General features: G+C 67.3%; 16 protein-coding genes and 1 tRNA gene. 11 read left to right on the top strand and 6 right to left on the bottom strand.

Going from position 1 to position 25,219, the window contains the following annotated elements:
* Positions 1 to 34: 34 nt before the first annotated feature.
* Positions 35 to 1,324, bottom strand: a complete 1,290-nt coding sequence (locus ACAH41_RS16925) for an HlyD family efflux transporter periplasmic adaptor subunit (protein WP_325656800.1) — start codon at positions 1,322 to 1,324, stop codon at positions 35 to 37.
* Between the two features lie 443 nt (positions 1,325 to 1,767).
* On the opposite strand from ACAH41_RS16925, the gene ileS reads away from it, so the two are divergent.
* The 7 genes from ileS (at position 1,768) to ACAH41_RS16890 (ending at position 10,465) form a co-directional block, all read left to right on the top strand.
* Entirely contained in the window at positions 1,768 to 4,683 is a 2,916-nt protein-coding gene (ileS, locus tag ACAH41_RS16920) for an isoleucine--tRNA ligase (protein ID WP_325656802.1), read from the top strand.
* A gap of 12 nt (positions 4,684 to 4,695) precedes the next feature.
* Positions 4,696 to 5,229: a signal peptidase II gene (gene lspA / locus ACAH41_RS16915; protein WP_325656804.1), complete on the top strand. Its 534-nt coding sequence runs from the start codon at positions 4,696 to 4,698 to the stop codon at positions 5,227 to 5,229.
* Between the two features lie 4 nt (positions 5,230 to 5,233).
* Positions 5,234 to 5,659, top strand: a complete 426-nt coding sequence (locus ACAH41_RS16910; protein ID WP_370538383.1) for a YchJ family protein — start codon at positions 5,234 to 5,236, stop codon at positions 5,657 to 5,659.
* Positions 5,656 to 6,507 carry a pseudouridine synthase gene (locus tag ACAH41_RS16905; RefSeq protein WP_325656806.1) on the top strand — a complete coding sequence of 284 codons (852 nt, stop codon included), beginning with the start codon at positions 5,656 to 5,658 and terminating at the stop codon, positions 6,505 to 6,507. The genes ACAH41_RS16910 and ACAH41_RS16905 overlap by 4 nt, the downstream gene beginning before the upstream one ends.
* On the top strand, positions 6,504 to 7,385 hold the full coding sequence (rarD, locus tag ACAH41_RS16900; RefSeq protein ID WP_325656808.1) for an EamA family transporter RarD: 882 nt from the start codon (positions 6,504 to 6,506) through the stop codon (positions 7,383 to 7,385). The genes ACAH41_RS16905 and rarD overlap by 4 nt, the downstream gene beginning before the upstream one ends.
* A 374-nt stretch (positions 7,386 to 7,759) precedes the next feature.
* Positions 7,760 to 8,554, top strand: coding sequence for a hypothetical protein (locus ACAH41_RS16895; RefSeq protein ID WP_325656810.1), 795 nt, complete (start codon positions 7,760 to 7,762; stop codon positions 8,552 to 8,554).
* A 294-nt stretch (positions 8,555 to 8,848) separates the two neighbouring features.
* Entirely contained in the window at positions 8,849 to 10,465 is a 1,617-nt protein-coding gene (locus ACAH41_RS16890) for a TIGR04141 family sporadically distributed protein (RefSeq protein WP_325656812.1), read from the top strand.
* Between the two features lie 304 nt (positions 10,466 to 10,769).
* Here the strand turns inward: ACAH41_RS16890 and ACAH41_RS16885 are convergent, their stop codons facing one another.
* From ACAH41_RS16885 to ACAH41_RS16865, 5 genes are all read right to left on the bottom strand, one after another.
* Entirely contained in the window at positions 10,770 to 12,866 is a 2,097-nt protein-coding gene (locus ACAH41_RS16885) for an HlyD family efflux transporter periplasmic adaptor subunit (RefSeq protein WP_325656814.1), read from the bottom strand.
* A complete protein-coding gene (locus ACAH41_RS16880) occupies positions 12,863 to 14,185 on the bottom strand; it encodes an HlyD family efflux transporter periplasmic adaptor subunit (RefSeq protein ID WP_325656816.1) in 1,323 nt (440 codons plus the stop codon). The genes ACAH41_RS16885 and ACAH41_RS16880 overlap by 4 nt, the downstream gene beginning before the upstream one ends.
* Positions 14,182 to 19,641, bottom strand: a complete 5,460-nt coding sequence (locus tag ACAH41_RS16875) for a DUF4347 domain-containing protein (protein ID WP_325656825.1) — start codon at positions 19,639 to 19,641, stop codon at positions 14,182 to 14,184. The genes ACAH41_RS16880 and ACAH41_RS16875 overlap by 4 nt, the downstream gene beginning before the upstream one ends.
* A 76-nt stretch (positions 19,642 to 19,717) precedes the next feature.
* Entirely contained in the window at positions 19,718 to 20,479 is a 762-nt protein-coding gene (locus tag ACAH41_RS16870) for an efflux RND transporter periplasmic adaptor subunit (protein ID WP_325656827.1), read from the bottom strand.
* On the bottom strand, positions 20,479 to 22,017 hold the full coding sequence (locus ACAH41_RS16865; RefSeq protein WP_325656829.1) for a TolC family protein: 1,539 nt from the start codon (positions 22,015 to 22,017) through the stop codon (positions 20,479 to 20,481). The genes ACAH41_RS16870 and ACAH41_RS16865 overlap by 1 nt, the downstream gene beginning before the upstream one ends.
* Before the next feature lie 169 nt (positions 22,018 to 22,186).
* Here ACAH41_RS16865 and ACAH41_RS16860 point away from each other — a divergent pair, with 169 nt between their 5' ends.
* From ACAH41_RS16860 to ACAH41_RS16845, 4 genes are all read left to right on the top strand, one after another.
* Complete coding sequence (locus tag ACAH41_RS16860; RefSeq protein ID WP_370538382.1) at positions 22,187 to 23,062, top strand: hypothetical protein; 876 nt, start codon at positions 22,187 to 22,189, stop codon at positions 23,060 to 23,062.
* A 59-nt stretch (positions 23,063 to 23,121) separates the two neighbouring features.
* Positions 23,122 to 23,197 (top strand) — tRNA-Ala (locus ACAH41_RS16855).
* A 386-nt stretch (positions 23,198 to 23,583) separates the two neighbouring features.
* Positions 23,584 to 24,261 (top strand): TonB family protein, encoded by a 678-nt coding sequence (locus ACAH41_RS16850; protein ID WP_325656832.1) that lies wholly within the window; start codon positions 23,584 to 23,586, stop codon positions 24,259 to 24,261.
* Between the two features lie 209 nt (positions 24,262 to 24,470).
* Positions 24,471 to 25,219: MotA/TolQ/ExbB proton channel family protein (locus ACAH41_RS16845; RefSeq protein WP_325656834.1), on the top strand; the 749-nt coding region annotated here is incomplete at its 3' end.

The following is a 25,219-nucleotide window of genomic DNA, read 5'->3' as shown; positions in this document are numbered from 1 at the left end:
CTCCTGTTGGGATTGAAGAAAAGGGCGAAAGGAATCAGGGAGAAAGCGGCACACGCTCGGCGCCTTGCAGCGCGTCGGTGCCGGAGACGATCACGCGGTCGCCCACGTTCAGGCCCTGGGTGATCTCGATCTGGTCGATGCCGCGCGCGCCCAGGCGCACCGGCTGCTTGATGGCCACGCCGTCGCGCACCACGTAGGCGAACTGGCCGCCGAGCTGTTCGACGAAGTTGCCGCGGCGAACGGTCAGCACGCTGTCGCGCTTGTCCAGCAGCACGCGCACCGACAGGCGCTGGTTCTGGCGCAGCGCGCTGGGCGGCTCGCCCACGAAACGCAGCCGCGCGGCAACCTCGTTGTTGACGACTTCGGGCGACACCGCGCTGACCTCGGCGCGCCAGGTCTTGCCGTTGCCAGCCACCTCGCCCGGCATGCCGACCGACAGTTCACGCGCATAACTCTCTGCCACCTGCATCTGCACTTCCAGCGCCGAGAGGTCGATCACCGACAGCAGCTGCGCGTCCTGCGCCACGGTGGCGCGTTCGGCCACGAAGAGCTGGCCGACCTGGCCGTCCACCGGCGAGCGCACCTGCAGCTCGCTCTGCTGGCGCTGCAGCTCGGTGACCATCAGGCGCTGGCGCTCAAACGCGAGCTGCTTGGCCTTGAGGTCGAACTGCAGGCTGTCGTCGTTCAGGCCCATGCCTTCCTTGGCATGCGAGAGCGTGATCCTGGCCTTGTCCAGCGTGTCCTTGGCATGTTCGACCTGCATGCCCGAGGCGGCACCGGCCTCGAAGGCCTTCTGCTGGCGCACCAGGTCGTTCTCGGCGGTCTGCGCGTCAATGCGGGCGTTTTCCCAGGCGCTCTGCAGCACCGAGCGCTGCTGGCGCAGCTGCACCTCGGCGCGCTTGGCGTCGGCCTGCAAGGCGTCGGCCTGGGACTGTTCCTGCGCCACGCGGCTGGCCAGCGCCGGGCTGTCGATGCTGGCCAGCACCTGCCCCTTCTGCACCGCGTCACCGGCGTGCACCTTCAGCGTCACGGTGCCGGTGCCCGGCGCGTACAGCGTGGGGCTTTGCGCGGCGACGACCTTGCCTTCGGCGGCCAGGTCGCGCACCAGCGGGCCGCGCTGCACGTCGGCCAGCGTCAGCCGGCTCATGCTGACCGACGCCACGCCGCCGCTGCCTTCGCGCCACATGCCGGCCAGCTTGCCGCCAAACAACCAGAGGCCGGCGCCGACCACCAGCAGCCCTGCGGCGGCCCACCACAGCGGGCGGCGGCGGGCTGGCAGCTCGGTGGCGAGCATGCGGTCTTGGGCGGCGGTGTCTCGGATCATCGGGCGGACTTTCGGAAGCGGTGACTTGACGTTCGCAACGCCCGTGCCATCTCTCGAATTCTGAAAAATCCCTTTCACATCAACGATTTGAAAGAAATCATCCGTTTACCGACGGTGTCCGCGGACAGCTGCGTGGACAGCCCGCCGGACACCCGGACAGCCCGGCGGACACCGGTCACCATGGCCCCCGACCCTGCCGGACGCCGGTGCCGGAGCGGACCGTTAGAATCGAGCGGATGCGGCTGCCCTCTTCCCCCACCGGCGCAGCGCGCGGCGACCTCGTCGCCACGCGCCGCCAGACCACGCGCGATCGAATTCAGCTCGGCGCTGCCTGAAACACGGCACGCCTGCCCAGCCGCCGCGGCGCCTCGCCTCTTCCTGCGCGCGCCGCCACCCCTCTGCCTGAACTTTCGGACGCGCTCGCCGATGCGGCGCCCAACGCCATGACCGATTCGACTGCCCCGACCTCCAAGACGCCGGCGCCCAGCGCCTACCGCGACACGCTGAACATGCCGGACACGCCGTTTGCGATGCGCGGCGACCTGCCCAAGCGCGAGCCGGCCTGGATCAAGGACTGGAACGACACCAGCCGCGCCGACGGCGGCCTGTACAAGCGCCTGCGCGACGCCCGCCACGGCGCGCCGCTGTTCGTGCTGCACGATGGCCCGCCGTACGCCAACGGCAAGCTGCACATCGGCCACGCGCTGAACAAGGTGCTCAAGGACATGATCGTCAAGTCCAAGCAGCTGGGCGGGTTTGATGCGCAGTACATCCCCGGCTGGGACTGCCACGGCCTGCCGATCGAAAACGCGATCGAAAAACTGTTCGGCCGCAACCTGAGCCGCGACGAGATGCAGGCCAAGAGCCGCGCCTACGCGACCGAGCAGATCGGCCAGCAGCGCGAGGACTTCAAGCGCCTGGGCGTGCTGGGCGACTGGGAGCGCCCGTACCGCACGATGGACCCGGCCAACGAGGCGGGCGAGATCCGCGCCTTCAAGCGCGTGATCGAGCGGGGCTTTGTCTACCGTGGCCTGAAGCCCGTCTACTGGTGCTTCGACTGCGCCTCCTCGCTGGCCGAGTTCGAGATCGAATACGCCGACAAGAAGAGCGACACGCTGGACGTGGCCTTCGAGACCAACGACGCCGGCGCGCTCGCCGCGGCCTTTGGCCTTCCCTCGTTGCCGGCCGGCAAGACCGGCTTCGCCGTCATCTGGACCACCACCGCCTGGACCATCCCGGCCAACCAGGCGCTGAACGCCAACCCGGAGCTGAGCTACGCGCTGGTCGACACGCCCAAGGGCTGCCTGGTGCTGGCCGAAGACCTGGTGGAAAGCTGCCTGCAGCGTTTCGGCCTGGAAGGCACGGTCATCGCCACCGCGCCGGGCAAGCAGCTGGGCGGACTTGAGTTCCGCCACCCGCTGTACGACGTGGACGCGGGCTACCGCCGCCTCTCGCCGGTCTACCTGGCGGACTACGTGAGCGCGACGGACGGCACCGGCCTGGTCCACTCGTCTCCTGCCTACGGCCTGGACGACTTCAACTCCTGCGTGGCCCATGGCCTGCCGCTGAAGGACATCCTGAACCCGGTCACCGGCAACGGCACCTACGCGGCAGACTTCCCGCTGTTCGGCGGCCTGCACATCTGGAAGGCCGTGCCGGTCATCCTGGAAGCGCTGCAGAACGCCGGCCGGCTGATGGCCACCAAGACCATCACCCACAGCTACCCGCACTGCTGGCGCCACAAGACGCCGGTGATCTACCGCGCCGCCGCGCAGTGGTTCGTGCGCATGGATGAAGGCGAAGGCGTCTTCACCAAGGACAAGGCCGGCAAGACGCTGCGCCAGCTCGCGCTGGACGCAATCGACCACACGCAGTTCTACCCGGAGAACGGCAAGGCCCGGCTGCGCGACATGATCGCCAACCGGCCGGACTGGTGCATCTCGCGCCAGCGCAGCTGGGGCGTGCCCATCCCGTTTTTCCTGCACGTGGATTCGGGCGAGCTGCACCCGCGCACGATGGACATCCTGGACCAGGCGGCCAACATCGTTGAGAAGGGCGGCATCGAGGCCTGGAGCCGCGTGACGACCGAGGAAATCCTCGGCGCAGAAGACGCGCCGCTGTACACCAAGAGCACCGACATCCTTGAGGTCTGGTTCGACTCCGGCTCGACCTTCCAGCACGTGCTGCGCGGCAGCCATGCGCACGCCTATGCCAATGGCGACTTCCATTCGGAAGGCCCGGAGGCCGACCTGTACCTGGAAGGCCATGACCAGCACCGCGGCTGGTTCCACAGCTCGCTGCTGCTGGGCTGCGCGCTGTATGACCGCGCGCCCTACCGCGGCCTGCTGACCCACGGCTTCGCCACCGACGGCCAGGGCCGCAAGATGAGCAAGAGCCTGGGCAACACGGTGGAGCCGCAGTCGGTCACCAGCAAGCTGGGTGCGGAGATCGTTCGCCTGTGGGTCGCGTCCACCGACTATTCGGGCGACCTGAACATCGACGACAAGATCCTCGCCCGCGTGGTGGATGCCTACCGCCGCATCCGAAACACGCTGCGCTTCCTGATGGCCAACACCTCGGACTTCGACCCGGCCACGCAGGCCGTGCCGTTCGAGCAGATGCTGGAAGTGGACCGCTACGCGCTGGCCCGCGCCGCCGAGTTGCAGGCCGACATCCTGAAGCACTTCACGGCCTACGAGTTCCACCCTGTCGTCGCCAAGCTGCAGGTGTACTGCTCGGAAGACCTGGGCGCGTTCTACCTGGACGTGCTGAAGGACCGGCTCTACACCACCGCCGCTGGCAGCCTCGCGCGCCGCTCGGCGCAGACCGCGCTGTGGCACATCACAAACGCGATGCTGCGCTGGATGGCGCCCTTCCTCAGCTTCACCGCAGAGGAAGCGTGGGCCATCTTCGCCGCCAAGAACACCACCGGCACGCTGTTCACCGAGCACTACTGGACCTTCCCCGAGGTCTCGGCCGTGCCGGACGAAGCGCTGCTGGCCAAGTGGACACGCGTGCGGGCCATCCGCGACGTGGTCAACAAGGAGATCGAGGCAGTGCGCACGGCCGGCCAGGTCGGCGCCTCGCTGCAGGCCACCGTGCTGATCACCGCGGGGCTGGACGACGCCGCACTGCTGCGCTCGCTGGGCGAAGACCTGAAGTTCGTCACCATCACCTCGGCTGCGGCCGTGGCGGACGGTGCCGAACTGGCCGTCGCCGTCACCCCCAGCAGCGCGACCAAGTGCGAGCGCTGCTGGCACTACCGCGACGACGTGGGCATCAACCCGGAACACCCCGGCCTGTGCGGCCGCTGCGAGAGCAACCTTTACGGCGCGGGCGAAACCCGGCTGATTGCCTGAGACTCCCACAACATGGCCCGTGCAAACCAACGCCGTTTCGGCGCGCTCAGTTCCTCGTCCTCCGGTGCCGGCCTGGCCGTCTGGCTGGGCCTGGCCGTGGTGGTCATCCTGCTGGACCAGTTCACCAAGGTGCTGATCCTGAGCAACTTCCAGCTCGGGGACAGCAAGCTGGTGACCTCGTTCTTCAACGTGGTCCGGGTGCACAACACCGGCGCGGCGTTCTCCTTCCTGGCCGGCGCCTCGGGCTGGCAGCGCTGGTTCTTCGTGGTGCTGGGCATCGCGGCGTCCGGCTTCATCGTCTGGATGCTGCGCCGCCACCCGAAGCAGACGCTGTTCTGCTTCTCGGTCTCGATGATCCTGGGCGGCGCGCTGGGCAACGTCATCGACCGGTTGATGCACGGCTACGTGGTCGACTTCATCCAGGTGCACTACGACGGCCGGGCCTTCCCGTCCTTCAACCTGGCCGACAGCGCCATCACGCTGGGCGCCATCTGCCTGGTGCTGGACGAGATCCGCCGCGTCGCGCGCGGCAACAACAACGGCTGACACGGTGGCCACCGCCGCGCCCTGCCCTTGCGGCCGGACCGCCGCCGCACCGGCCCGCAAGCCGCCAACGGTGCTGGCCTATGGCGACTGCTGCGGCCGCTGGCACGCCGGCCCGCTGCACCTGCAGGCGCCAGACGCCGAAAACCTGATGCGCTCGCGCTACAGCGCCTTTGTGCTGGGCCAACACGACTACCTGCTGCAGACCTGGCACCCGGACACCCGGCCGGCTGAACTTGCGCCCGACGAGCCCGGCCTGCAATGGCTGGGGCTGGAAGTGCGCCAGCACCGAGCGCTGGACGCCACACACGCGATGGTCGAGTTCGTCGCCCGCTGCAAGCTGAACGGGCGAGCGCAGCGCCTGCACGAGAAAAGCCTCTTCGAGCGCGATGACGCCGGGGGCTGGCTCTACCTGGACATGCTGACGGAGTGACCGACACCTCCGCCACGCCGCCGCTGGCGCTGCTGCACCTCGACGCAGCCCTGCTCGTCGTCGACAAGCCACCCGGCCTGCTGGTGCACCGCACCGCGCTGGACGCGCACGAGTTCGACACCGTCGTCGAGCGCCTGCGCCAGCAACTGCCAGCGCAGCTCGGTGACCAGGCACCAGCGATGCTGGCGCCCGCGCACCGGCTGGACAAAGGCACCTCTGGTCTGCTGGTCTTCGCCTGCCAGCCCGCGGCGGCGCAAACGCTGGCCGCGGCCTTCGAGCAAGGCCTGGTGCACAAGCGCTACCTGGCACTGGTGCGCGGCTGGCCCGCTTTGGAACAGCGCTGCGAACACCCGCTGGCACGCGACCCCGAGCTGCCCAGCGCAGGCCAGCCGCAGCTGCCGGCCTGCACAGCATTCCGCCGGCTGGCGCGCATCGAATGGCCGTTCCAGGTTGACGGCCGGCATGCCAGCAGCCGCTATGCGCTGGTCGAGGCCCAACCGCAGCAAGGCCGGCGCCATCAGATCCGCCGCCACCTGAAGCACCTGGGCCACCCCATCGTCGGCGACGCGACGCACGGCAAGGGCCCGCACAACCGCGCAGTCGCCGCCTGGCTCGGCCACGGCCGGCTGTGGCTGCATGCGATGGACCTGACGCTTCCACACCCCATCACCGGCCAGTCGCTGGCCTTGCACGCGCCGCCCGATGCGGCCTGGCAGGCACTGTTCGCACAAGGCGAGTGGCAGTGGGACGAAGGTTCGGAGGCAGTGCGTGCCATCGGGGCCATGGGGGGATTGCAGGCTGGGGACAATCGCCAGCCCGGCGACCTGCCCAACCCAAGCGCTCCATGAATCCTGGTGTCTACGCCGCCGGCCTGGCCTACGTCTGCTGGGGCCTGTTCCCGCTGTACTTCCACCGCCTGTCGCAGATCAGCGCCGTCGAGCTGATCTTCCACCGCTCGGTCTGGGCGCTGCTGTGCATGCTGCTGGTGCTCGGCGCGCGGCGCCAGTGGGGCTGGCTGGGGCCGGCCATGCGCTCCCCGCGCACGGTCGCAACCTACGCGGCCAGCGCCTTCCTGCTGTCCATCAACTGGGTGCTGTACGTCTGGTCGGTGCACAACGGCCACGTGGTCGAAGCCGCGCTGGGCTATTTCATCAACCCGCTGGTCAACGTGCTGCTGGGCGTGCTGGTGCTGCACGAGCGTCCGCGGCGCCTGCAATGGGCAGCGCTGGCGGTGGCAGCCGCAGGCGTGGCCTGGCTGGGCGCGGTGGCCGGCTCGCCGCCGTGGATCGCACTCGGCCTGGCCGCCAGCTTCGGCGCCTATGGCCTCCTGAAGAAGACCGCGCCGCTGGGTGCGCTCGAAGGGCTGACGACCGAGACGCTGCTGATGGCCCCGGTCGCCATTCCGGCGCTGCTGTGGCTGGGCACGCACGGCGGCGACACCGCGCAAGCCGACGCGATGACCTGGGTGTGGCTCCTGCTGGCCGGCCCCATCACCGCCGTGCCGCTGCTGCTGTTCAGCTACGGCGCGCAGCGCATCTCGATGGCCACGCTGGGCCTGCTGCAATACGTCAGCCCCAGCCTGCAGTTCCTGCTCGGCGTGCTGATCTTCCGCGAGCCCATGCAACCGGCCCGCCTGATCGGCTTCGCGCTGATCTGGGGCGCGTTGATGCTGTACAGCGCCGAGACGCTTTGGCAGCGGCGGCAGGTGCGGCTGCAGGCTGTCTGAGACGGCACGTCGGTTTTCATTCAAGGCTGAACTTCTTTCTCTCAAGCCTGAACGCGACCCATGGCCTCGGCAAAGCGCAGCGCCCAGGCTCGCCCGCGCCCTCGCTGAAAGAACGCTTTGCGGCGACTAAGGCACTTCGAGGGCGCGCGGCAAATGGCTGCTCTCGCTGCGAAGCGGTCAGTTGGCGAGGCGTTGTCGGAATACATCATCCGCGACGTTGAACGCGGCCCACCGCTCGCCTCGGATCGCTTGGCCGCCTTCACCGTCGAGTCGACTCCGTCGATGGGGACCGCCACGACTTATTGCGGTGAGCTCAGCTCTAGTAGGCGGCGCGCTGGTTGTGCGAGCACATGATGTCGAGGAAACTCAAATTCATGACCACACCACCGGACGAACCGCTGCCCGAAGAACCCACGGACAACATCTTCGGGCCATTGAACAAGCTCTCGCGTGCGTTGCAGAGCCACGACGAGCGCGGCCTCGTTCTCTCGCTTGCTGCTTTCGCTGAAGAGGCGCTGGGCGACCTGATTCTGGCTTTCCTGCGCGATAACAAGTCAAGCCGCGACCTATTCGCCGGGTTCAACGCGCCTCTTGGGACGTTATCGGCTCGCATCAAGGCAGCGCACGCATTAGGCTTGATTGACGAAGAGCAGTTCAACGACTTTGAGTGCTTGCGGAAGATCAGGAATGAGTTTGCCCACAGTTGGGACTGCATCAGCTTGGAGCGGCAAGACTTAGCCGCTTATGCGCGCAACATGTCTTTCAGTAGACTTGACCATCACTACCCTTCGACAAGCGCAGACAAGGTTCGGTCTTCGATTTCGGCCCTGCTCGCCGACATCAGGTCGGGGACAAACCAGATACGGCTCAAGGATGGCGGACTGAAAGTTCAACCGCACCAGTTGTTTCCAATAATCTATGGCGACGGTGGCGGCAGTAGCAACGAGAAGTACTTCGAACAGGCGAAGGCTAGGTTTGCCGAACTGGAAGCGGCGCTTTCGACTGCAACGGGAGAGGAGAAGCGCTTTTTTCTCCACCACCTCAAACTGTTCACGACGCAGGTCGGCCTGCTCTGCACGCACGTCCCCTTCGGATTGCGGCCCGAGACGCGTGACTTCTACATGAAGGTCAAGGCCGAAGCGGCCAAGCACGAATGGAAGAAGCGCTAGTCTATGGGCAGAATGTCAGCAATGCAGCGAAAACGGTCGGCGACAACTAAGCGGCATGTGACCGCTCTGAGCCGAACAGCAGGCATGGCAGATGGCGCATGATGGCGGACTGGTCAAAACTGTCGCGACGAAAAAATCTTTGCGCAGAGCTGATTCGTGTCGGGATATTCGGACGATTTCCGTTTGCCAGTATGGAGAGAGGGAGAATCCGCCACTCGCTACGTGGAGTGCCGCTCCTGCATCACTAGTTAAGCCAAAAGACCGCGAGAGCGAAAATACCCAGGAGGGCATAAGATGGCAAGAACCTACCGGCGCCTAAACCTTTTTATGGCCAAGCCATTGGGCGCAGGCATGACGTTTGCCGACCTGCTTGCTGCAGCACCAGTTATCACTTATCCAATGGCGAATTCTTTGGGTATTGATGGGGTTCTTTTCGTGAGGCAAAGCGCGGAAAAGAGGCCTAGCTGGGGCTCCTTGCTAGATGAGGCTGCGGGCCATGTCATTCCAGACCTCGCAAATCGATCGAGTTCTGCGGTGCTGTTGCTCCGATCGAACGGTGACATCTTTGCATTTGCCTTCGGCTACGGCCGATATCTGATCGAGCAATCGCTGTTCGTACAAGACTTCGGCCTCCGCACAGCGCTCAATACCCTCGACAACAAGTCACTTCGCAGCGTTGACTTGCATACCTTAGAAGACCAACCAGTTCAGAAAAAGTCCCAGGCTGCGCGCGACTCAGAGGTAGGTGTCTTCGGCATCGATATTCTTCGAGATGTTCTTCGCGCTGTGACTGGCATCCCGAAGCGCGGGGTTGCCCTTAAGCAAATCGCCGGTGGAGACGCGATGTTCTCGTTCGGTGTTGACATGGAAGCCGTTGATTTCCCAGCGTTGGCCCAACGTATCAAAGGATACTATGCCAACGAGGACTACAAAGCTTCCTTTTCGTGGGTGGATAACGTGCGCAAGGTCAGAGACGAGGCCTCTGTCAATGCGCTAAACGCACAGCTAGTTCAAGCTATCTCCGCGCGCAATCCTGGAATTCTGGTCACGCTGCCAGAGATCGGCGCATGGGACACGATCCTTGGATTCAGCTTCACACGCAATAAGGACGTTGTTCGCCCCGTCATCAATTCGGAAGACTACATAAACACGATTGCTGACTTGCCCAGCCTCACCATCGAGAACCTAAAGCGTGACAGACTGTTTGTCCATGATGTCGATGGAAACACCACTGAGCACTCGGTGTACCGATGCATCTACTTCGAAATAATTAATGGCGACAAAACGAAGATAATCTTCGATGGCAAGTGGTATGAGGTTGATGCGACATTCATTGGTCGTATTGCCGAGACATTGAACTCGATTCAGATTTCTACCCTTGCATTCCCGGCAGTTGAGGTGTGGGAAGAAGGAGGTGTATCAAAAATTGAGTCCGAAGGCGACTACAACATTCGAGCTGCCGCAGCACATGGATATTTCCTCCTAGACAAGCAGCTCGTCAAAACCGATCGAACCACGTCACCTATCGAGCTCTGTGACCTCTTGACTCCTACAAAGCAGTTGGTGCACGTGAAGCATCGCAAGGGAGGATCGGCTGGGCTGAGCCATCTTTTTGCTCAGGGCGGCGTGGCTGCTGAGATCATGCTTGGCGACAAGGCGTTCCGCAAGAAGGCGAGAACGGTGCTGCGCAGGGTAAATGCAGCTGCGCATGATCTCGTGCCCTTGCATACTGTCAGAAGCGCTGACTACGAGATTGTTTTCCTGATCCTGGGTGAAGACAGTGCAACGCTCAAGCAGAACTTGCCGTTCTTCAGCAAGGTCAACCTAACGAAGGCCTTCGAGAATCTCACACAACGCGGGTTCCGGGTTTCTATTGGCGGCGCTCCCACGACGCCCCGCTTGCTTCCTTGATTGGAAAGCCTCCGCAGCCAAAAAACCAAAATTCAAGTGGTGCTGGTGGCCGCCACTTTGCGAGTGTTGGCGAGAATTGGTCGGTGCGCTTAGCGCGTAGAGAGGGCCAGCCGCCCTGCTGCGTAGGGCCGCAGTCAGCCTTGAAGCAGCCACCCAACTGAAGCAATTCCCCCACGGGAAAAGTTCAGTCTTGAATGAAAAGCAGGTTCAGCGTCGGCTCGCCGATGGCCGCTAAGTCGCTGACTCACAGCCGGCGACGTGCAGCCTCCAGATAGGTCCGAAACGGAAACCTAGCCTTGGGCCCTCAAAAGCCGGCTTCGCGCCAGAACACGCTGAGCACGTGCCGTGCGATGCGCTTGGCCAGCGGCTCGGCGCGTGCGTGGATGCTGACCAGGCCGCGCCAGCTTTGCTCGGGCTCGTCAATGCCGCCGGCCACGTCCAGCGTCACGCGGTAGAGCGCGGTTTCGGGGTAGAACACCTCGCCCTGCTGGCGCACTGGCAACTGGCCGCCCAGCGGGCTGGCGAGCAGCTTTTCGTTCAGCGTGCGGGCGGCGTCGCGTTCGATGCTGCGAACCTTCAGCTGCAGCGCGGGGCCGCGCAGCGGGTCGACGATGAACAGGCCTTCGTCGCCCACCGCGAGGCGCCGCACTTCCTGCTCGTCTGCATAGGTGACGACTTGGCGTGGGCCGGTGGCGACCAGCCGGCCCAGCACTTCGTTCTGCGCCACCCAGTCGCCCACGTGCAGGTCCGGGTCCAGGTCGTAGAAGCGGCCGGTGAACGGTGCGGTCGGAGCGTAGCGTTGCGCGTCCGCCGAGACGGTGCGGGCTTCGGCCTGCGTGGCCTGCATCTGCTCGGCGGCAAGCTGCCAGTCGCGGCGCTGCTGCGCGTCAAAGGCCGAGGCCGCGGCCAGGCCTTGCACGCTGGCGGCGCGGGCCTGGGCCTGCAGCGCACGCAGTTGCAAGGCGGGTGACTCGATCGCGAACAGCGGCTCGCCCTGGCGCACTGCGTCGCCATGCCGGTGCGGCAGGGCGGTGACCCTTGCGCCGGCCGGTGCGTACAGCGTCAGCTGCTCGGCGGGCTGCAGCAGGCCCATGCCGGTGACACGGCCCGGCAAGGGCAGCACGAACAGCAACACCAGCGCCAGCAGCGGCACCGCCAGCAGCAGGCCGCGCCGAGGGTGGATGCGCTCGCGCCGTGCCCACCAAGCCTTCAGCTCGCTGGCCACCGGCGCGGCAATGAACCACACCAGCTCGATGCCGAACAAGGCGATGCCGACCGCCTTGACGAAGAAGTGATAGACCAGCAGCGCCACACCCAGGAACAGGCCCAGGCGGTACAGCCAGGTGCCCCAGGCAAAGGCGACCAGCGCCAGCGTCTTGCGGCGCGAGAAGGCCTCGGGCGCCGGCTCGCCGAGGCCGAACAGCATCTCGCGCAATTGCCAGCGCGCCAGCGCAAAGGCGCGTGCGTGCAGGTTGGGCATGTTGACCGCATCGGACAGCAGGAAGTAACCGTCGAAGCGCATGAAGGGGCTGGCGTTGACCAGCAGCGTCGAGATCCAGGTGGTGCTGGAGAGCAGGAAGGCGGCCGTCTTCAAACCGCCCTCGGGCAGCCACAACCAGGCCGCGGTGGCCCAGGCGGCGATGACGAGTTCAGCGCCAATGCCGGCGCCGGCGACGGCCAGCCGCTGGCGCGCGCGTGGGAGTTTCCAGACCTCGGTCGTGTCGGTGTAGGCCACCGGCCACAGCACCATCAGCGCCACGCCCATGGTTGGCACGCGGCAGCCAAAGCGCTTGGCCATCAGCCCGTGCGAGAGTTCGTGCGCCAGCTTCACGGCGGCCAGCGTCAGCCCGTAGGCGGCCAGGCCTTGCCAGCTGAACAGGTCGACCAGCGTGCCGGCATAGGCCTCGGCATTGCGCAGCACCCCCGCCAGGCCCAGCAGGCCGACGATGAGCGTGAGCCCCAGGAAGCGGCGCGAGAACAGCGCGGAGAGCCGCGGCGCCAGCCAGCCCAGCAGCGGGTCCGCGCGCAGCAGCGGCACGCGGAAGAACAGGTAGTGGTGCAGCAGCCAGGTCCACACGCTGCCGCGCTGGCGCTGCAGCCGGGCGGCCAGTTCACGCGCCTGGCCAGCAGGTTGCTGCAGCAACTGGTTCTGCTGCAGGAAGTCCTGCAGGCGCAGCACGTCGGCCTCGGCCAGCGCGAGCGTGGTGTCTTGCGACACGGCCGTGGCAATCTCGGCCGGCTGACGCAGATGCCAGCGGCTGAGGATTTCGAAGCTGGGCCAGTCGAGCTGGAAAAACTGGTTCTTCACCGGGTCGTGCAGCGTCCAGGCCGGCTGGCCATCGGCCAACCGTGGTGCCGGGTACAGGCCCAGCTCTTCGCGCAGGACAGCCAGGCTGGTCATAGCGCCATGTACTGCCTGGCCATGGCCAGCGGGCGACGCAGCACCCAGTAGCCCAGCGGCACCCAGCCGGCCTGCAGCCGCGCGGTGCCTTTGAGGCCGATGCGGTGTTCGGTCGCCTCGCTGAGCTGGGCGCGCACGCGGTAGGCGTAGTTGCCGTCGGGGCGCTGCACCGGATCGTGCGCGAGGTAGCGCAGCGTCGCGGGCACCGGGTCCAGCGGCGTGGCGGCGAGGTAGAGGCGCAGCTCGGCGCCTGCGGGCAGCGGCAAGGCGTCGCCCACAGGCAGCCAGGCTTCGACCTCGACCTGCTTCGGGTCCACCACGCGCAGGATGCGCTCACCGGTTCGCACGGGGCGGCCTTCCCATTCGGAAGGGTCGTCGAAGATGGCGAGGCCGGCGCGGGGCGACAGCACGCGAGAGCGGGCGAACTGGTCTTCGAGGAAGGCGGCCTCGGCGCGCTTTTCCTCGATCTTGCCCATCGCCGCTGCGAGCTGGCCCTTGGCATGCGGGTCGGCCAACGCGAGCTGCGCGGCCTGGCGGTATTCGGTTTCGGCGGTGGCCAGCGCCTGGCGCGCCACGTCCAGCCGGCTGGCAATCGGCGCCTGGTCGAAGCTGAACAAGGGCTGGCCTTGGGTCACCGCCTGGTTGGGCTGGACCTGGAAGCGCTCGACCACGCCGTCCAGCGGCGCGCGCACCACCAAGGCGTCTGCCGCGACCAGTTCGGCCGGCGCCAGCACCGAGAGCCGCACGGGGATCAACAAGAGCAACAGCAACGCTGCAGCGACCTGCACCGCGCGGCGGCGCCACCAGGCACGCGGCGCGGCCTCGGGCGAGCTCGCAGTGCGCCACCAACGACGGACCGGATGCAGCGCCTGCCAAGCGTGAGTCCACACGTGCAGCCATTCCTGCAGCAGCGGCAGCGCGACTTCTGGCACGGGCTCGTCAGACGCCAGCAGCAGGCCACCGGCCGCAGCCCCAGGCAAAGGCAGCCACAGCGCCTGCGCCGGCAGCCATTCGGACCATTCGGCCGCGAGATCGGCCGGCAATGCGGCGCGGTCCACCACGCCCTGCCCGGCCTGGCTCGCGAGGTGCGCGCACAGGCGCTGCAACCACAGGGCATACGGCGCGTTGCGGTCCGGCTCGACGACGCCGGACAACCCGCGCACGCCCGTGCCGGCCTGCCACAGCACGGCCTGCCGGTAGTGCAGCAGCGAGCGGCTGTCGTTGAGCAGCAGGAACACCAGCTCCTCGCTGCTGCGTGCCTCGCGCGCCTGGTGGGCGAGCGACAGCAGCGGGATCAGCGGGCTGGCCGTGTCGTTCAACTGCGGGCTCCGGGCGAGCGGGGGTCATGCGCTGCCAGCGTGTGACCTTGGCTTGCAGTCTTCAGTTGCTCGCTGAACGCCGGTCGCGCGGCCAGGCGCGGTGCGGCATCGCCTTGCGGGGCTTTGGACGTGGGGCCGGCCGGCGCGGATTCGCCAGCAGGTTCGACCGGATCAATGTCCACGGTGGTCTGCACCACGTTGCCGTTTGCGTCCCGCGTGCTGAGCACGATGTGCAGACCCTTGAAGCCGGGGGGCGCCTTGCCGCTGAGCGTGCCTTTCACCGGGTCGAACTTCAGCCAGCCGGGTAGCGCTTGACCGTCTGCCAGGCGCGCGGCCTGCACCGGATTGGCGTCACCGGCAGGCGGCAGCGCGAACTGCACCTGCCCGTCGCGGCCCACTTCCACCGTGGTGGCCAGAGGCCTGGCCGAAGCCAGCTCGGTAGCAGCCGTGGCGTCGAAGGCGATGCTGCTGCGCAAGGACTGCAAGGACAGGCCGCTGGCCGCGTCGCGCGGCGGCGCGGTCACGGAAGGCAGCGGCACCAAGGCGGCCGTGTCGTGCACGAACACCGGAGCCGGTGCCGGCGAGGCCACCGGCGTGGCGGGCGTGGCGTCGGGGTTCACCAGTTGCGGCGGTCGCACGATGGGGACGGGAGCCGGTGCGGGTACAGGCGTGGGCGCTGGCGCTGGCGGGGCCGGCGGTTCTGGTGTGGGCGCGGGCGCCGGAGAAGGTGCAGGCTCGGGTGCAGGTGGAGGTGTGGGTGCCGGCAGTTCCGGTGCAGGCGCAGGCGGCTCAGGCACCGGCGCGGGTGCGGGAGGCTCAGGCGCGGGCACGGGAGCGGGCTCTGGTGCAGGTGCGGGTGCAGGTGGCGGAGGCGGCGGCGTGACGACGGTGGCGGACGCATCCGAGGCCACGTCGACCACCGCGCCCTGCGTGTCAGTGACGGTGGCCACTGCGCGCAGTGCATGGCCGGCCATCGCGTCGCTGAGCAGCAGCGTGCTGCCGCTGGCGCCTGCCACGTCGGTCCACTGGCCGTTGCCATCCCGAACCTGCCAGCGCAGCGTGATGCCGGCCACGCCTTCCGAATCGGTCAGCGCGGGCGCAGCGGTCAGCACCTGGCCGACGACCACGTTGCCGCTGACGGCGACGCTGCCTTGCGGCGCATCGTCGACACCGGCGATGTGCACCACCAGGCTGCTGTGCGCGGCGAGGCCGCCGTCGGACACGGTGAGCGCGAAGCTTTCCTGCGTGGTGCCTGCGGTGGCGTTGACCGCGGCGGCGTCGGGCACGTAGACATACAAGCCGCTGGCGCTGTTCAGCCACAACGTGCCGAAGCTGCCGGCTTTGTAGCTGTCGTAGCTGTGGCCACCCACGGTGGCCGAGCCGGCACTGCCGCCGTCGATGCTGAACTGCAGCGTGAGGCCAAGGTCACCGCTGGCCGAGAGCTGGCCGGTGGCGTTGGCAAAACTGTCGCCAGCGGCGGTGTCGGTCAGCTGAATGTCGGCCGGCGCGGCCAGCACAGGCGCGTGGTGCAAGGCGGTGACCGTGAGGCTGAAGTCGCTGCTGACGCTGGCGCCGCTGCCGTCGGTGGCGGTCACGCGCACGCTGACGGCGCCGGCATCGGCCTGGCCGGGCGTGCCGCTGAACTGGCCGGTGCCGGCGTTGAAGCTGAGCCAGCTGGGCAGCGGAGAACCGCTGGCCAGCGTGGCACTGAGCGTGAGGGTGTCGCCCACGTCCACGTCGGCAAAGCTGTTGCCCGGCAGCGTGAAGCTGAAGGCACTGCCTTCGGTGGCGTTCTGCGCGGCAATGCCGGTGGCGGTGGGCGCTGCGTTCAGCACGGCCAACAACAGGTCGTTGCCGTCGCCGCCGGCCTGCGCCAGCTGCAGCGGGTGGCCATCGGTGGTCGTGAAGGTGGCGCCGTCGGACAGGTTGTCGAAGCTGCCGTCGATGGCGTCTGCGGCGTCGTTGGCGATCAGCACCAGGTTGTCGCCCGCCGACACTGCCCCGTTGACCACCGCGAGGCTGAGCGTGCCGCCATTGAGCGTGACGCTGCCGTGCACGACGATCTGGTCATGCCCGCTGCCGGGCGTGGCATCGGCCACGTCGGCCGCGTAGGTGCTGCCGGCCTGCATCACCAGGCCGTTGTTCAGTGTCAACGTACCGGCGCCGTTGCTTGTGCTGGTGCCGGGGGCGATGGTGCCGCCCGAGTTGACAACGACCACGCCGCCGACGCTGCCGGTGCCGGCCAGCGTGCCGCCGCTGGCAACCGTCAGCACGCTGGTGTTGGCCAGGCTGCCGGTGAGATTCAGGGTGCCGCCGGCCACCGTCGTGCTGCCGCCGTAGGTGTTGGCGTTGCTCAGCGTGAGGCTGCCGCTGCCCTCGGTGGTCAGGCCATCGCTGCCGCTGATGACGTTGCTCAGCGTGGCCGCGACGCTGGTGCTGATGATGGAGTCCGCATAGACCAGGAAGGCGTTGTCGATGGTCGTTGCGCCGGTGATGCTCAATGTGCCGCCGTTGAGCGTGACGGTGCCGGCGCCAAGCTGGCTGTCGCTGGCCACGCTGAGCGTGCCGGCGTAGATGCGGGTCTGGCCGCTGTGCGTGCCGGAGTTGCCGCTGTTGGCCAGTACCAGCGTGCCATTCCCGAATTTGTTCAGTGCGGCACTGCCGGACAGCGCGCCGCTGAGCGTGACGCTGCCGGTGCTGACCGTCAGGTTGCCGCTGGTGTTCAGCGCGATGGTGTTGTCGATGGTGGTGCTGCCAGTGACACTCAGCGCGCCGCCGTTCAGCGTCACCGTGCCGGCACCGAGGTTGGCATCGTCCGCCACGCTCAGCGTGCCGCCGGTGATGCGGATGCCGCCGCTGAGGCTGCTGGCGTTGCTGCCCGAGAGCGTGAAGGTGCCGCTGCCGTACTTGATCAGCTCCGCGCTGCCGGTCAGCGTGCCGGAGAAGGTGGTGCTCGTGCTGTTGCCGCCGGTGCTCAGGGTGCGGCTGCCGGAGTCCACGGCCCCGCTGCCAGCCAGCGAGCCGATGGATTCGCTGGTGCTCAGGCTCAGCGTGGCGCCGCTGTTGACGGTGACGGCGCTGGTGTCGGCCACCGCATGGCCGCCCGCCAGCACCAGCGTGCCGGCCGAGATGGTGGTGCTGCCGGTGTAGGTGTTGCTGCCGCTGAGCGTGAAGCTGCCACTGCCGGCCTTGGTGATGCCGCTGGTGTTGGTGGACGAGATGACGCCGGAGAAAGTGGTGCTGGTGTTGTCGCCGCCGGTGGTGAGCTTGTAGCTGAGCACCACGTTGCCGGCGCCGGCCAGCGAGCCGATGGTTTCGCCGCCACCGTCCAGCGAAAGCGTGGCGCCGCTGGCCACGGTCACGGCGCTGGTGTCGGCAATCGAGCTGCCACCGCTGAGGCTGAGGCCGCCGGCCGAGACGGTGGTAGCCCCCAGATAGGTGTTGGCCCCCGAGAGCGTGAGCGTGCCGGTGCCGGCCTTGGTCAAGCCGCCGGTGCCGTCGATGACGCCACTGAAGGTCGTGCTCGTGTTGTCGCCCCCCACGGTCAGGGTGTTGGCGCCCAGCGCAACGCTGGCACTGCCGGCCAGCGAGCCGATGGTTTCGCTTGTCGTCAGGCTGAGCGTGCCGTTGCTGACCGTGACCGCGACGCTGTCGGCCAATGCCGCGCCGCCGGACAGCGCCAGCGTGCCACCGGTGATGGTGACCGCGCCGGTGAAGGTGTTGGTGCCGCTGAGCGTGAGCTGACTGTTGCCGCTCTTGGTCAGGTCGCCACTGCCGGAAACGACGCCGGACAACGTGACATCGTTGCTGGCGTCGATGGTGCCGCCGAGGCTGCCCAGGACCACGCCGTGGCTGATCTTGCTGGTGCCTGTGAGCGACAGCGTGCCGCCATTGAGCGCCAGCGTGCCGCTGCCCAGGTCGCCGTCCTGGTCGAGGCCGATCACGCCGCCGTACACCAGCGTGTCACCACTGAAGGTGGCGGCATTGCCGGCATTGGCCAGCACCAGCGTGCCGCCGCCAAACTTCAGCAGCATGTCGCCGCCGGACAGCTGGCCGGCCAGCACAATGCTCACGCCGTCGCCCACTTCGACCTCGCCATACTGCGCGACGATGTCGAGGTTGTTGCCGATGTCCGCGCCACCGGCGATGACGCTCAACCTGCCGCCGTTCAGCGACACCGTGCCGCTGCCGAGCTGGCCGCCGTCATTCACCGTCAGCAGGGCATTGCGCACCATCGTGCCTGCGGCGTAGGTGTTGGCGCCCGAGAGTGTCAGCGTGGCGTCGTCTACCGTGAGGCTGCCGCTGGTGCCGGTGATGTTGGCATCCAGGCTCAAGGTGTCGCCGCCGCCGCCGGCCACGTTCAGCGCACCACTCAGTTCGAGGTCGGCGCCGTCAATGGTCAGCGTGTTGGTGGGGTCGATGTTGAAGACGATGCCGTCGCGCACCGTCAGGTTGCTGCTCAGCGTGATCGTCTGTCCGCCGACCAGACTCGGGCTGCCGAAGCTGCCGAACTGCAACGTGTCGCCGTCCTGCGCCCAGTGCATGGCCTCGCGCAGCGACAGGCCGCTGCCATCGCTTTCGTCGTCGGACAGGTTGGCGCCGAAGCTGGTGTCGTCGCCGCCGGCGGTGTCGTCGCTGGTCGTGACGACCAGCGTGGCGAGGTGGCCGGAGAAGGCTTGCTGGGCCGCTTGGCTCAGCGCAAGCCGGCTTTCGATGGTGCCGGTCGCAGCCTCCAGCGTCCAGTCACTGCCGCCGCAGGTGGCGCCGGTGTTGTCGGTGGACGCAGCCACGTCGGCACCAGTCGCCGCGGCCAGTGCGTGGATGAAGTTTTCGCCGCTGCCGCCGGCGACGCGGCAGCCATAGAGCAGCAGGTCGCCGCCTGGGTTCAAGGCAGCGCCGAGCGCGGCCAGGTCGGTGGCGCGGCTGGCGACGGTGTTCGCGTCCAGCGTCAACGAACCGAGGTAGACCTGGCCTTCGGCGCCGTGGCTCAGCACCTGGATCGAGTCCAGCGCGCTGCGGCCTTGCAGCGAAGCCAGCATCTGCGTCAGGCCGTCCTGCGCGGGGTCCAGCAACACGACTTCGGCGCCCGGCAGCACGCCGTCGCGCAGTGCCTGCCAACCCTGGACGCTGGTGTCGATGAAGACGATGTCGTGCGGGGTCGGCTTGTCCTGTTCGTGCACGGCGACGGCGGTGGGAGCGGCGTCTGCAAGCCGCGCAGCGGCGTCGGCCAACGCGACGCCGTGGCTGGCTTCTGGCATCGCGGCGGGCGCCTCGTGGTGCAGCGCTTCTGCGGCGGCGGTGACCGCGGCAGCGTCGAACATCAGCCGAGGCTCCAGCACCAACGGGCGCACGACGGTGCGGCGCTGCACCGGTGCGTGCGGCTCGGCGGGACTGCCGGTCAAGGCGCCGAGCCTGCGGACGACGTCATTCCAGATGCTGCGGGGAAGGCGGTTCATATGGCGTGATGTCGGTTCGGCGGGCGGCGGCCCGGAGGCAGCGCAGGCGCTGCCGGAAGATGGAAGGCAGCGAAGTTCAGCGGGCCGGCACGTCGACGATGACGCGCCCGCTCATGCCGGCGACCAGCTCGGGAAAGCGCCCGCGGATCTGCGCGGTGAACTTGACCGACTGACTCACCGGGTCGACTTTGGCCGCTGTGCGCACGACGCCTGCCGGATAGGTCTTGCCGGTCTCGTCAATGCGGATCTCGAACGGCGAATTGACCTTCAGGAAGGCCATCCAGTGCGAAGGTGCAATGAACTCCAGCTCCAGCGTGGCGTCGTCAATGATCTCCAGCAGCGTCTGCCCCGGCTGCACGTACTGCTGCTCGCGCACCTTCTGCTCCGAGACGCGGCCGGCGAACGGCGCGGCCACGTGGCACTTGCCGAGCAGGATGTTGTTGTACGAAAGATCGGCCCGCGCCTTGGCGGCTTCGGTCTGCGCGATCTCCAGCTCCAGCTTGCCGGCGGAGTTCAGCTCGGAGAGCCGCGTGGTGGACTGCAGCGTGGCATCGGCCGCAGCCAGCACGGCCTTGGACTTCTGCAGCTGCGCCTGCTGCAGCGAGCAGTCGAACTGCACCAGCGTCTGCCCGGCCTTGAAGGCGCCACCTTCGGGCACCGGCAGGCTCTGGACCTTGGCGCCGACTTCGGCGGCCAGCGTGGTGAAACGCCTGGGCGTGAGCTGGGCGCGAACCTCGCGCAGCTCGGGCCGTGCAGGCTCGGCGGCTTCGGTGCCGAAGCTGACCAGCGCGGCAAACGACAGCGTGGCAACAGTCGTGCAGAAAACAATCGCGCGCATCACTGCACCGCCTTGCTGGTGTCTGCGGGTGCAGCATCGGGTTCTGCGGGCAGCGTGCCGGCGTCCCAGGCCTTGAGCACGCCCGCAACGGCCAGGGTCAGGTCGGCCAGCGGCATGGCTTCAGGTGCCGTCAGCCGCGGCTCCAGGCCCAGCGTGGCCTGCAGCTTCGAGGCGGCGGCCTGCACGCTGGACAAGGCCTGGTAGCGGCGCAGCTGCGAGAGGATGGCGGCCGTCTGCTGCGCCACGCGTTCCTGCTGGGTCTGGCGCGCAGCGGCTTCCTGGTTCGCCACATGCCTGGCGATGCGTGCATCGACCTGGGCGATCGCGTCGGCACGCTCGTACTGGCGCACCGCGTTGCCGTATTGCAGGCGAGCGAGGTGCAGCTGCGAGATCACCGCCATCTGCGTGCTCATGCGCTTCTGGTCGGCCAGTTGCACACCGGCTTCGGCCATCTTCGTTTGCGCCATGGCCGACAGCACGCCCAGCAGGTTGAATGACAGCTGCAGCCCGGTCTCGTTCCAGGACTGGTTGATCAGGTACTGGTCATTGCTGGAGCGCAGTGCGTAGTTGAACGACAGGCCAGGGAACATCTTCAGCATGGCCTTGCGGGTTTCGGCCTGGGCGATGCGGCTGTTGTAGATGCTCTCGCGCAGCTCGGCGTTCTGGCTCAGCGCGTAGGTTTCCAGTCGCTCCACCGGCTGGTTCAGCCAGGCAGTGGCGGGTGCGGCAGCCGGTTCGACCACGGTGATGGCCTGGCCGCCGGGCGCGCCGATCAGCTGCGCCAGCTCGATGCGTGCGCTGTTCAGTTCCTGGTCCACCAGTTCCAGCAGACGCAGGTTTTCCAGCAGCTGGCGCTGGTAGCGCAGTGGCTCCAGCGGCGAGCGCAGGCCTTCCTGCTCGATCTTGCGGGCGTCTGCCAGCGCCTGCTCGGCCACCTGCGTGGTGGCCTGCAGTTCGCCACTCAGCTTTTGCGCTGCGGCGACGCGCCAGAAGGCGGTGCGCACGTCCTGCACCAGCAGGTGCTGGGCGCGGCGACTGCGCTCGGTGGCGATGAGGAAGCGGTCCGCGCTCTGGCGCGCCGCGTAGTAGCTCTGGCCAAAGTCCAGCAAGCTCCAGGAAAAGGAGAGGTCAACGTTGGTGGCGTCACGGCTGGAGGAAATCGTCTGGCCGCCGATCACGGTGCCGGTGGCCAGGTCCTTGCTGAGCACCAGCAGGTCGTTGTCGCGGTTGCGGTAGCCGGCCGAAGCCACGAGGCGCGGCAGCATGTCCATGTTGGCTGCGTCCAGCCCGCCAAAGGCGACGACCTCTTCCATGCGGCGCACGCGGCGCTCGGCGTTGTACTTCAGGGCGCGCGCAATCGCGGCCTCCAGGCTCAGCGGGCCGTCCAGCGGTGCGGCGTTCTGCTGCAGCGCGAGCTTGTCGGCCTGGGTGATGTCGCTGATCTCGGCGCCGGCCAGCCGCTGCGGCTGCAGCGAGGCACAGGCGCTCAGCACGAGCGCGGCCGCGGCCACGAACAAGGTCTTGGCAAATGCGTGCATGGGGAATTCTTGTAGAGGGACGAAGCGCCGCAGGACCGTGCGCGAGGCGTGTGAGACCGAGTTCGCAGGATAGAAAGGCCGGCGGCGTCGAAGGCAGCACTGGAGCCGGGCGAAACACCGCTGTTTCGAGCGAATGGAAGCCGCCGCCCAGCAGGCCGGGCGCGGCAGAATGGACAGCGTGAAGCCATGCCTGCCCCAGGAAATCGCGCCCGTCGACGCAGCCCAGGCCGCGCTGACTGCGCAATGCCTGGGGCCATGGTCCAACCAGCTGATGGCCTACTTCCTCACGCTGCGGGCCGAGACCGATGCGGCGCTGGCGCCGCGTTTCCCGTGGGCCGGCGGCAAGGCCTATCCGTATGGCCGCTGCGAGGAGATCACCCAGGACCTGTATGCCAGGCTGGCCCAACGCCTGGCCCGGCCCAGCGATCCCGTCACGCAGGCGCTGCACGACTTCGTCGCCCAGGGCGGCATCGTGCGCAGCATCTGGGGCGTGCTGCGCGAGCAGTACTTCCAGAACGCGCTGCAGTTCGGCGGGCTGTACGTGGACGTGTCCAACGACACGGTGTTCGTCACCAAGCCGCAGGTCGAGATCCTGCCGATCAACGAATGTGGCCTGGTGGCGGTGCGCGATCTGGCGCACTTCCGCCAGACGGCCGAACGCTACTGGCACGCGACGGTCTATGCCAATCACCTCGCGCCCACACTTGCACCACTGCTGCCGGTCATCACCGTCAGCCCCGGCAAGCTGCAACCCGGCCTGCAGTCCGCCTGCGACTACATGATCGACCTGATGCGCCGGGACGCTTTCGTGCAGGCCGAAGCCTGGTTGCGCGAAGGCCCGGTGCCGCCGCCGGAACTGCAGTTGCCTGACCTGCCAGCCGATTTGCGTGCGTGGACGACCGATACGCGGCAGGAGGCGGTGCTGGCCTGCCAGCGCGCCCGCGCCGCAGGCTGCCAACACGATGCCAACTGGCGCAGTGCCAGGGTCATGGACTACCTGCGCTCGGTGGGCGCGTCAAAGACAGGCGCAGGGGGCACCCCGTGAAAGCGCTGATCGCGCCTGCTGGCGGCCCGTTTTGGCGCTGATATACTGCCGCGCTTAGTGGGGGTGTAGCTCAGCTGGGAGAGCGTCGCGTTCGCAATGCGAAGGTCAGGAGTTCGATCCTCCTCATCTCCACCAAACGCCAAAGGCCTCGATGCAGATCGAGGCCTTTTTGCATGCGGCTTCCAGCGTGACGACGGCACATTGCTTGCCTGCGTTGTGCACGAGGGTGCCGATGCGCCAGCTTGGTGCCTGATCTGCCAAGCTCCACTGGCACAGAAATCGCTTGCATGAACCGCTTTGTCAAAGTGCCCTGGCTGACCATCGCTGAAGTATTGCAACACTCGGTAAACAGCCCGTTCAACCGGCTGGTTAGAAGGGCTGGAGCCGGTTTTGCCGTGAATCATTAGGGTCAAGCCTGTAATGGCAGGCAGAAGTTGCCCGCTATAGTGGCGTTTTTCGCGGCCCAAAAGGCCGCTGCCGATGAGAAAGACAGCGTCCTTCTAGGGCGACTGGAGGAATGAGTGGATTTCGCTGAATCGCAGCGCAGCCCCCGCAAGCACCCTGTGGGGCTGATGGTGGTGATCGTGCTGCACGTATTGCTGGGTTACGCCCTGGTGAGTGGCTTGGCACGTCGGGTGGTGGAGGTCGCCATCAAACCGGTGGAGACCAAGCTGATCGAAGAGATCAAGCCGCCCCCGCCGCCGCCGCCGGAGAACCTGCCTCCGCCGCCAAAGAACCTGCCTCCGCCGCCGGCCTTCGTGCCGCCGCCGGAAGTGCAGGTTGCGCCGCAGCCGGTTGCGCCGACGATCACGACGACGACGGTCGCACCTCCGCCTGCGCCGGTCACGATCAGCGCTGCACCGCCCGCGCCGCCAGCACCGCCGGCACCGCCTCGTGCGGCAGCCCGGCCGGCCATCGGCAACATCTCCAACTGCGCGCCCACTGGCGCAGACTACCCCGCAGCCGCGACCCGGGCCGAGGCCACGGGCACCACGCGCATTCGCTTCACCGTCGACGCCCAAGGCAAGTTGGCCAAGGCCGAAGTCGTGAAGGCGGCCGGCCCGAGCCGCGAACACAAGCTGCTGGACCGCATCGCACTCGACAAGCTCAGCAGTTGCACCTTCAAGGCTGGCGCTGACGAAAACGGCCAACCCACGGGCGGCACCTTCGAAGTCGAGTACGTCTGGAAGCTGGAGTGAACTCGCAGTTTCAAAAAGTGCGCCGTGTGCCAGTCGTTGGGTGACGACCCGGGCAACGGGTCCGGCATCAATCAAGCTTTTTGTTTGTCGCGAGAAAGACGCCAGATCTGCCGCGCGACACCCATCCTCAGTCGCCCTGCCCCTCTTTGTGGCCGCAAAGGCCCGCCGGGCAAGGCATTTGTCCCTGTTTTGTTCCCTGGAGTGAGTCCATGTCCTTTCTGAAACAACTGCGCGCGCCGCTGCTGGCGGTCACCCTGGCCACGGCCGGCCTGGCCGGTGTCGCCACCCTGATGCCGCAAGCCGCCCTCGCCCAGGAAGCCTCTGCCCCTGCCGCCACCACCGCAGCCGAGCCCGCCGCACCGCCCGTGGTGCCCGAGATCAAGAAGGAAACCATCGACAACCCCTACGGCCTGGAAGCGCTGTGGAGCCAGGGTGACTTCGTCGCCCGCGGCACGCTGATCATCATGATCATCATGTCCATGGGCTCCTGGTACATCATCTTCACCAAGCTGTTCGAGCAGCGCAAACTGCTCAAGAGCGCCGAAGCTGCGGGCGCCGAGTTCTGGAGCGCCGGCTCGATCCGCAAGGGTGCCGACTCGCTGGAAGAAGGCTCGGCCTTCCGCTTCATGGCCGAACAAGGCCTGAAGGCGGCGCACCACCACGAAGGCACGCTGGTCGAGAACATCGACCTGAACACCTGGATCGGCATGAGCGTGCAGCGTGCGGTCGACAACATCGCCAGCCGCCTGCAGGATGGCCTGGCCTTCCTGGCCACCGTGGGCTCCACCGCACCGTTCGTCGGCCTGTTCGGCACGGTCTGGGGCATTTACCACGCACTGACGGCCATCGGCATCTCGGGCCAGGCCTCGATCGACAAGGTTGCCGGCCCGGTCGGCGAAGCGCTGATCATGACCGCCTTCGGCCTGGCCGTCGCGGTGCCTGCGGTGATGGGCTACAA

It is taken from the genome of Ideonella sp. (assembly GCF_041287625.1).
GTDB lineage: Bacteria > Pseudomonadota > Gammaproteobacteria > Burkholderiales > Burkholderiaceae_C > Ideonella.
Note: the sequence above shows the minus strand (reverse complement) of the source record. Positions and strands in the feature narration are given on the sequence as shown.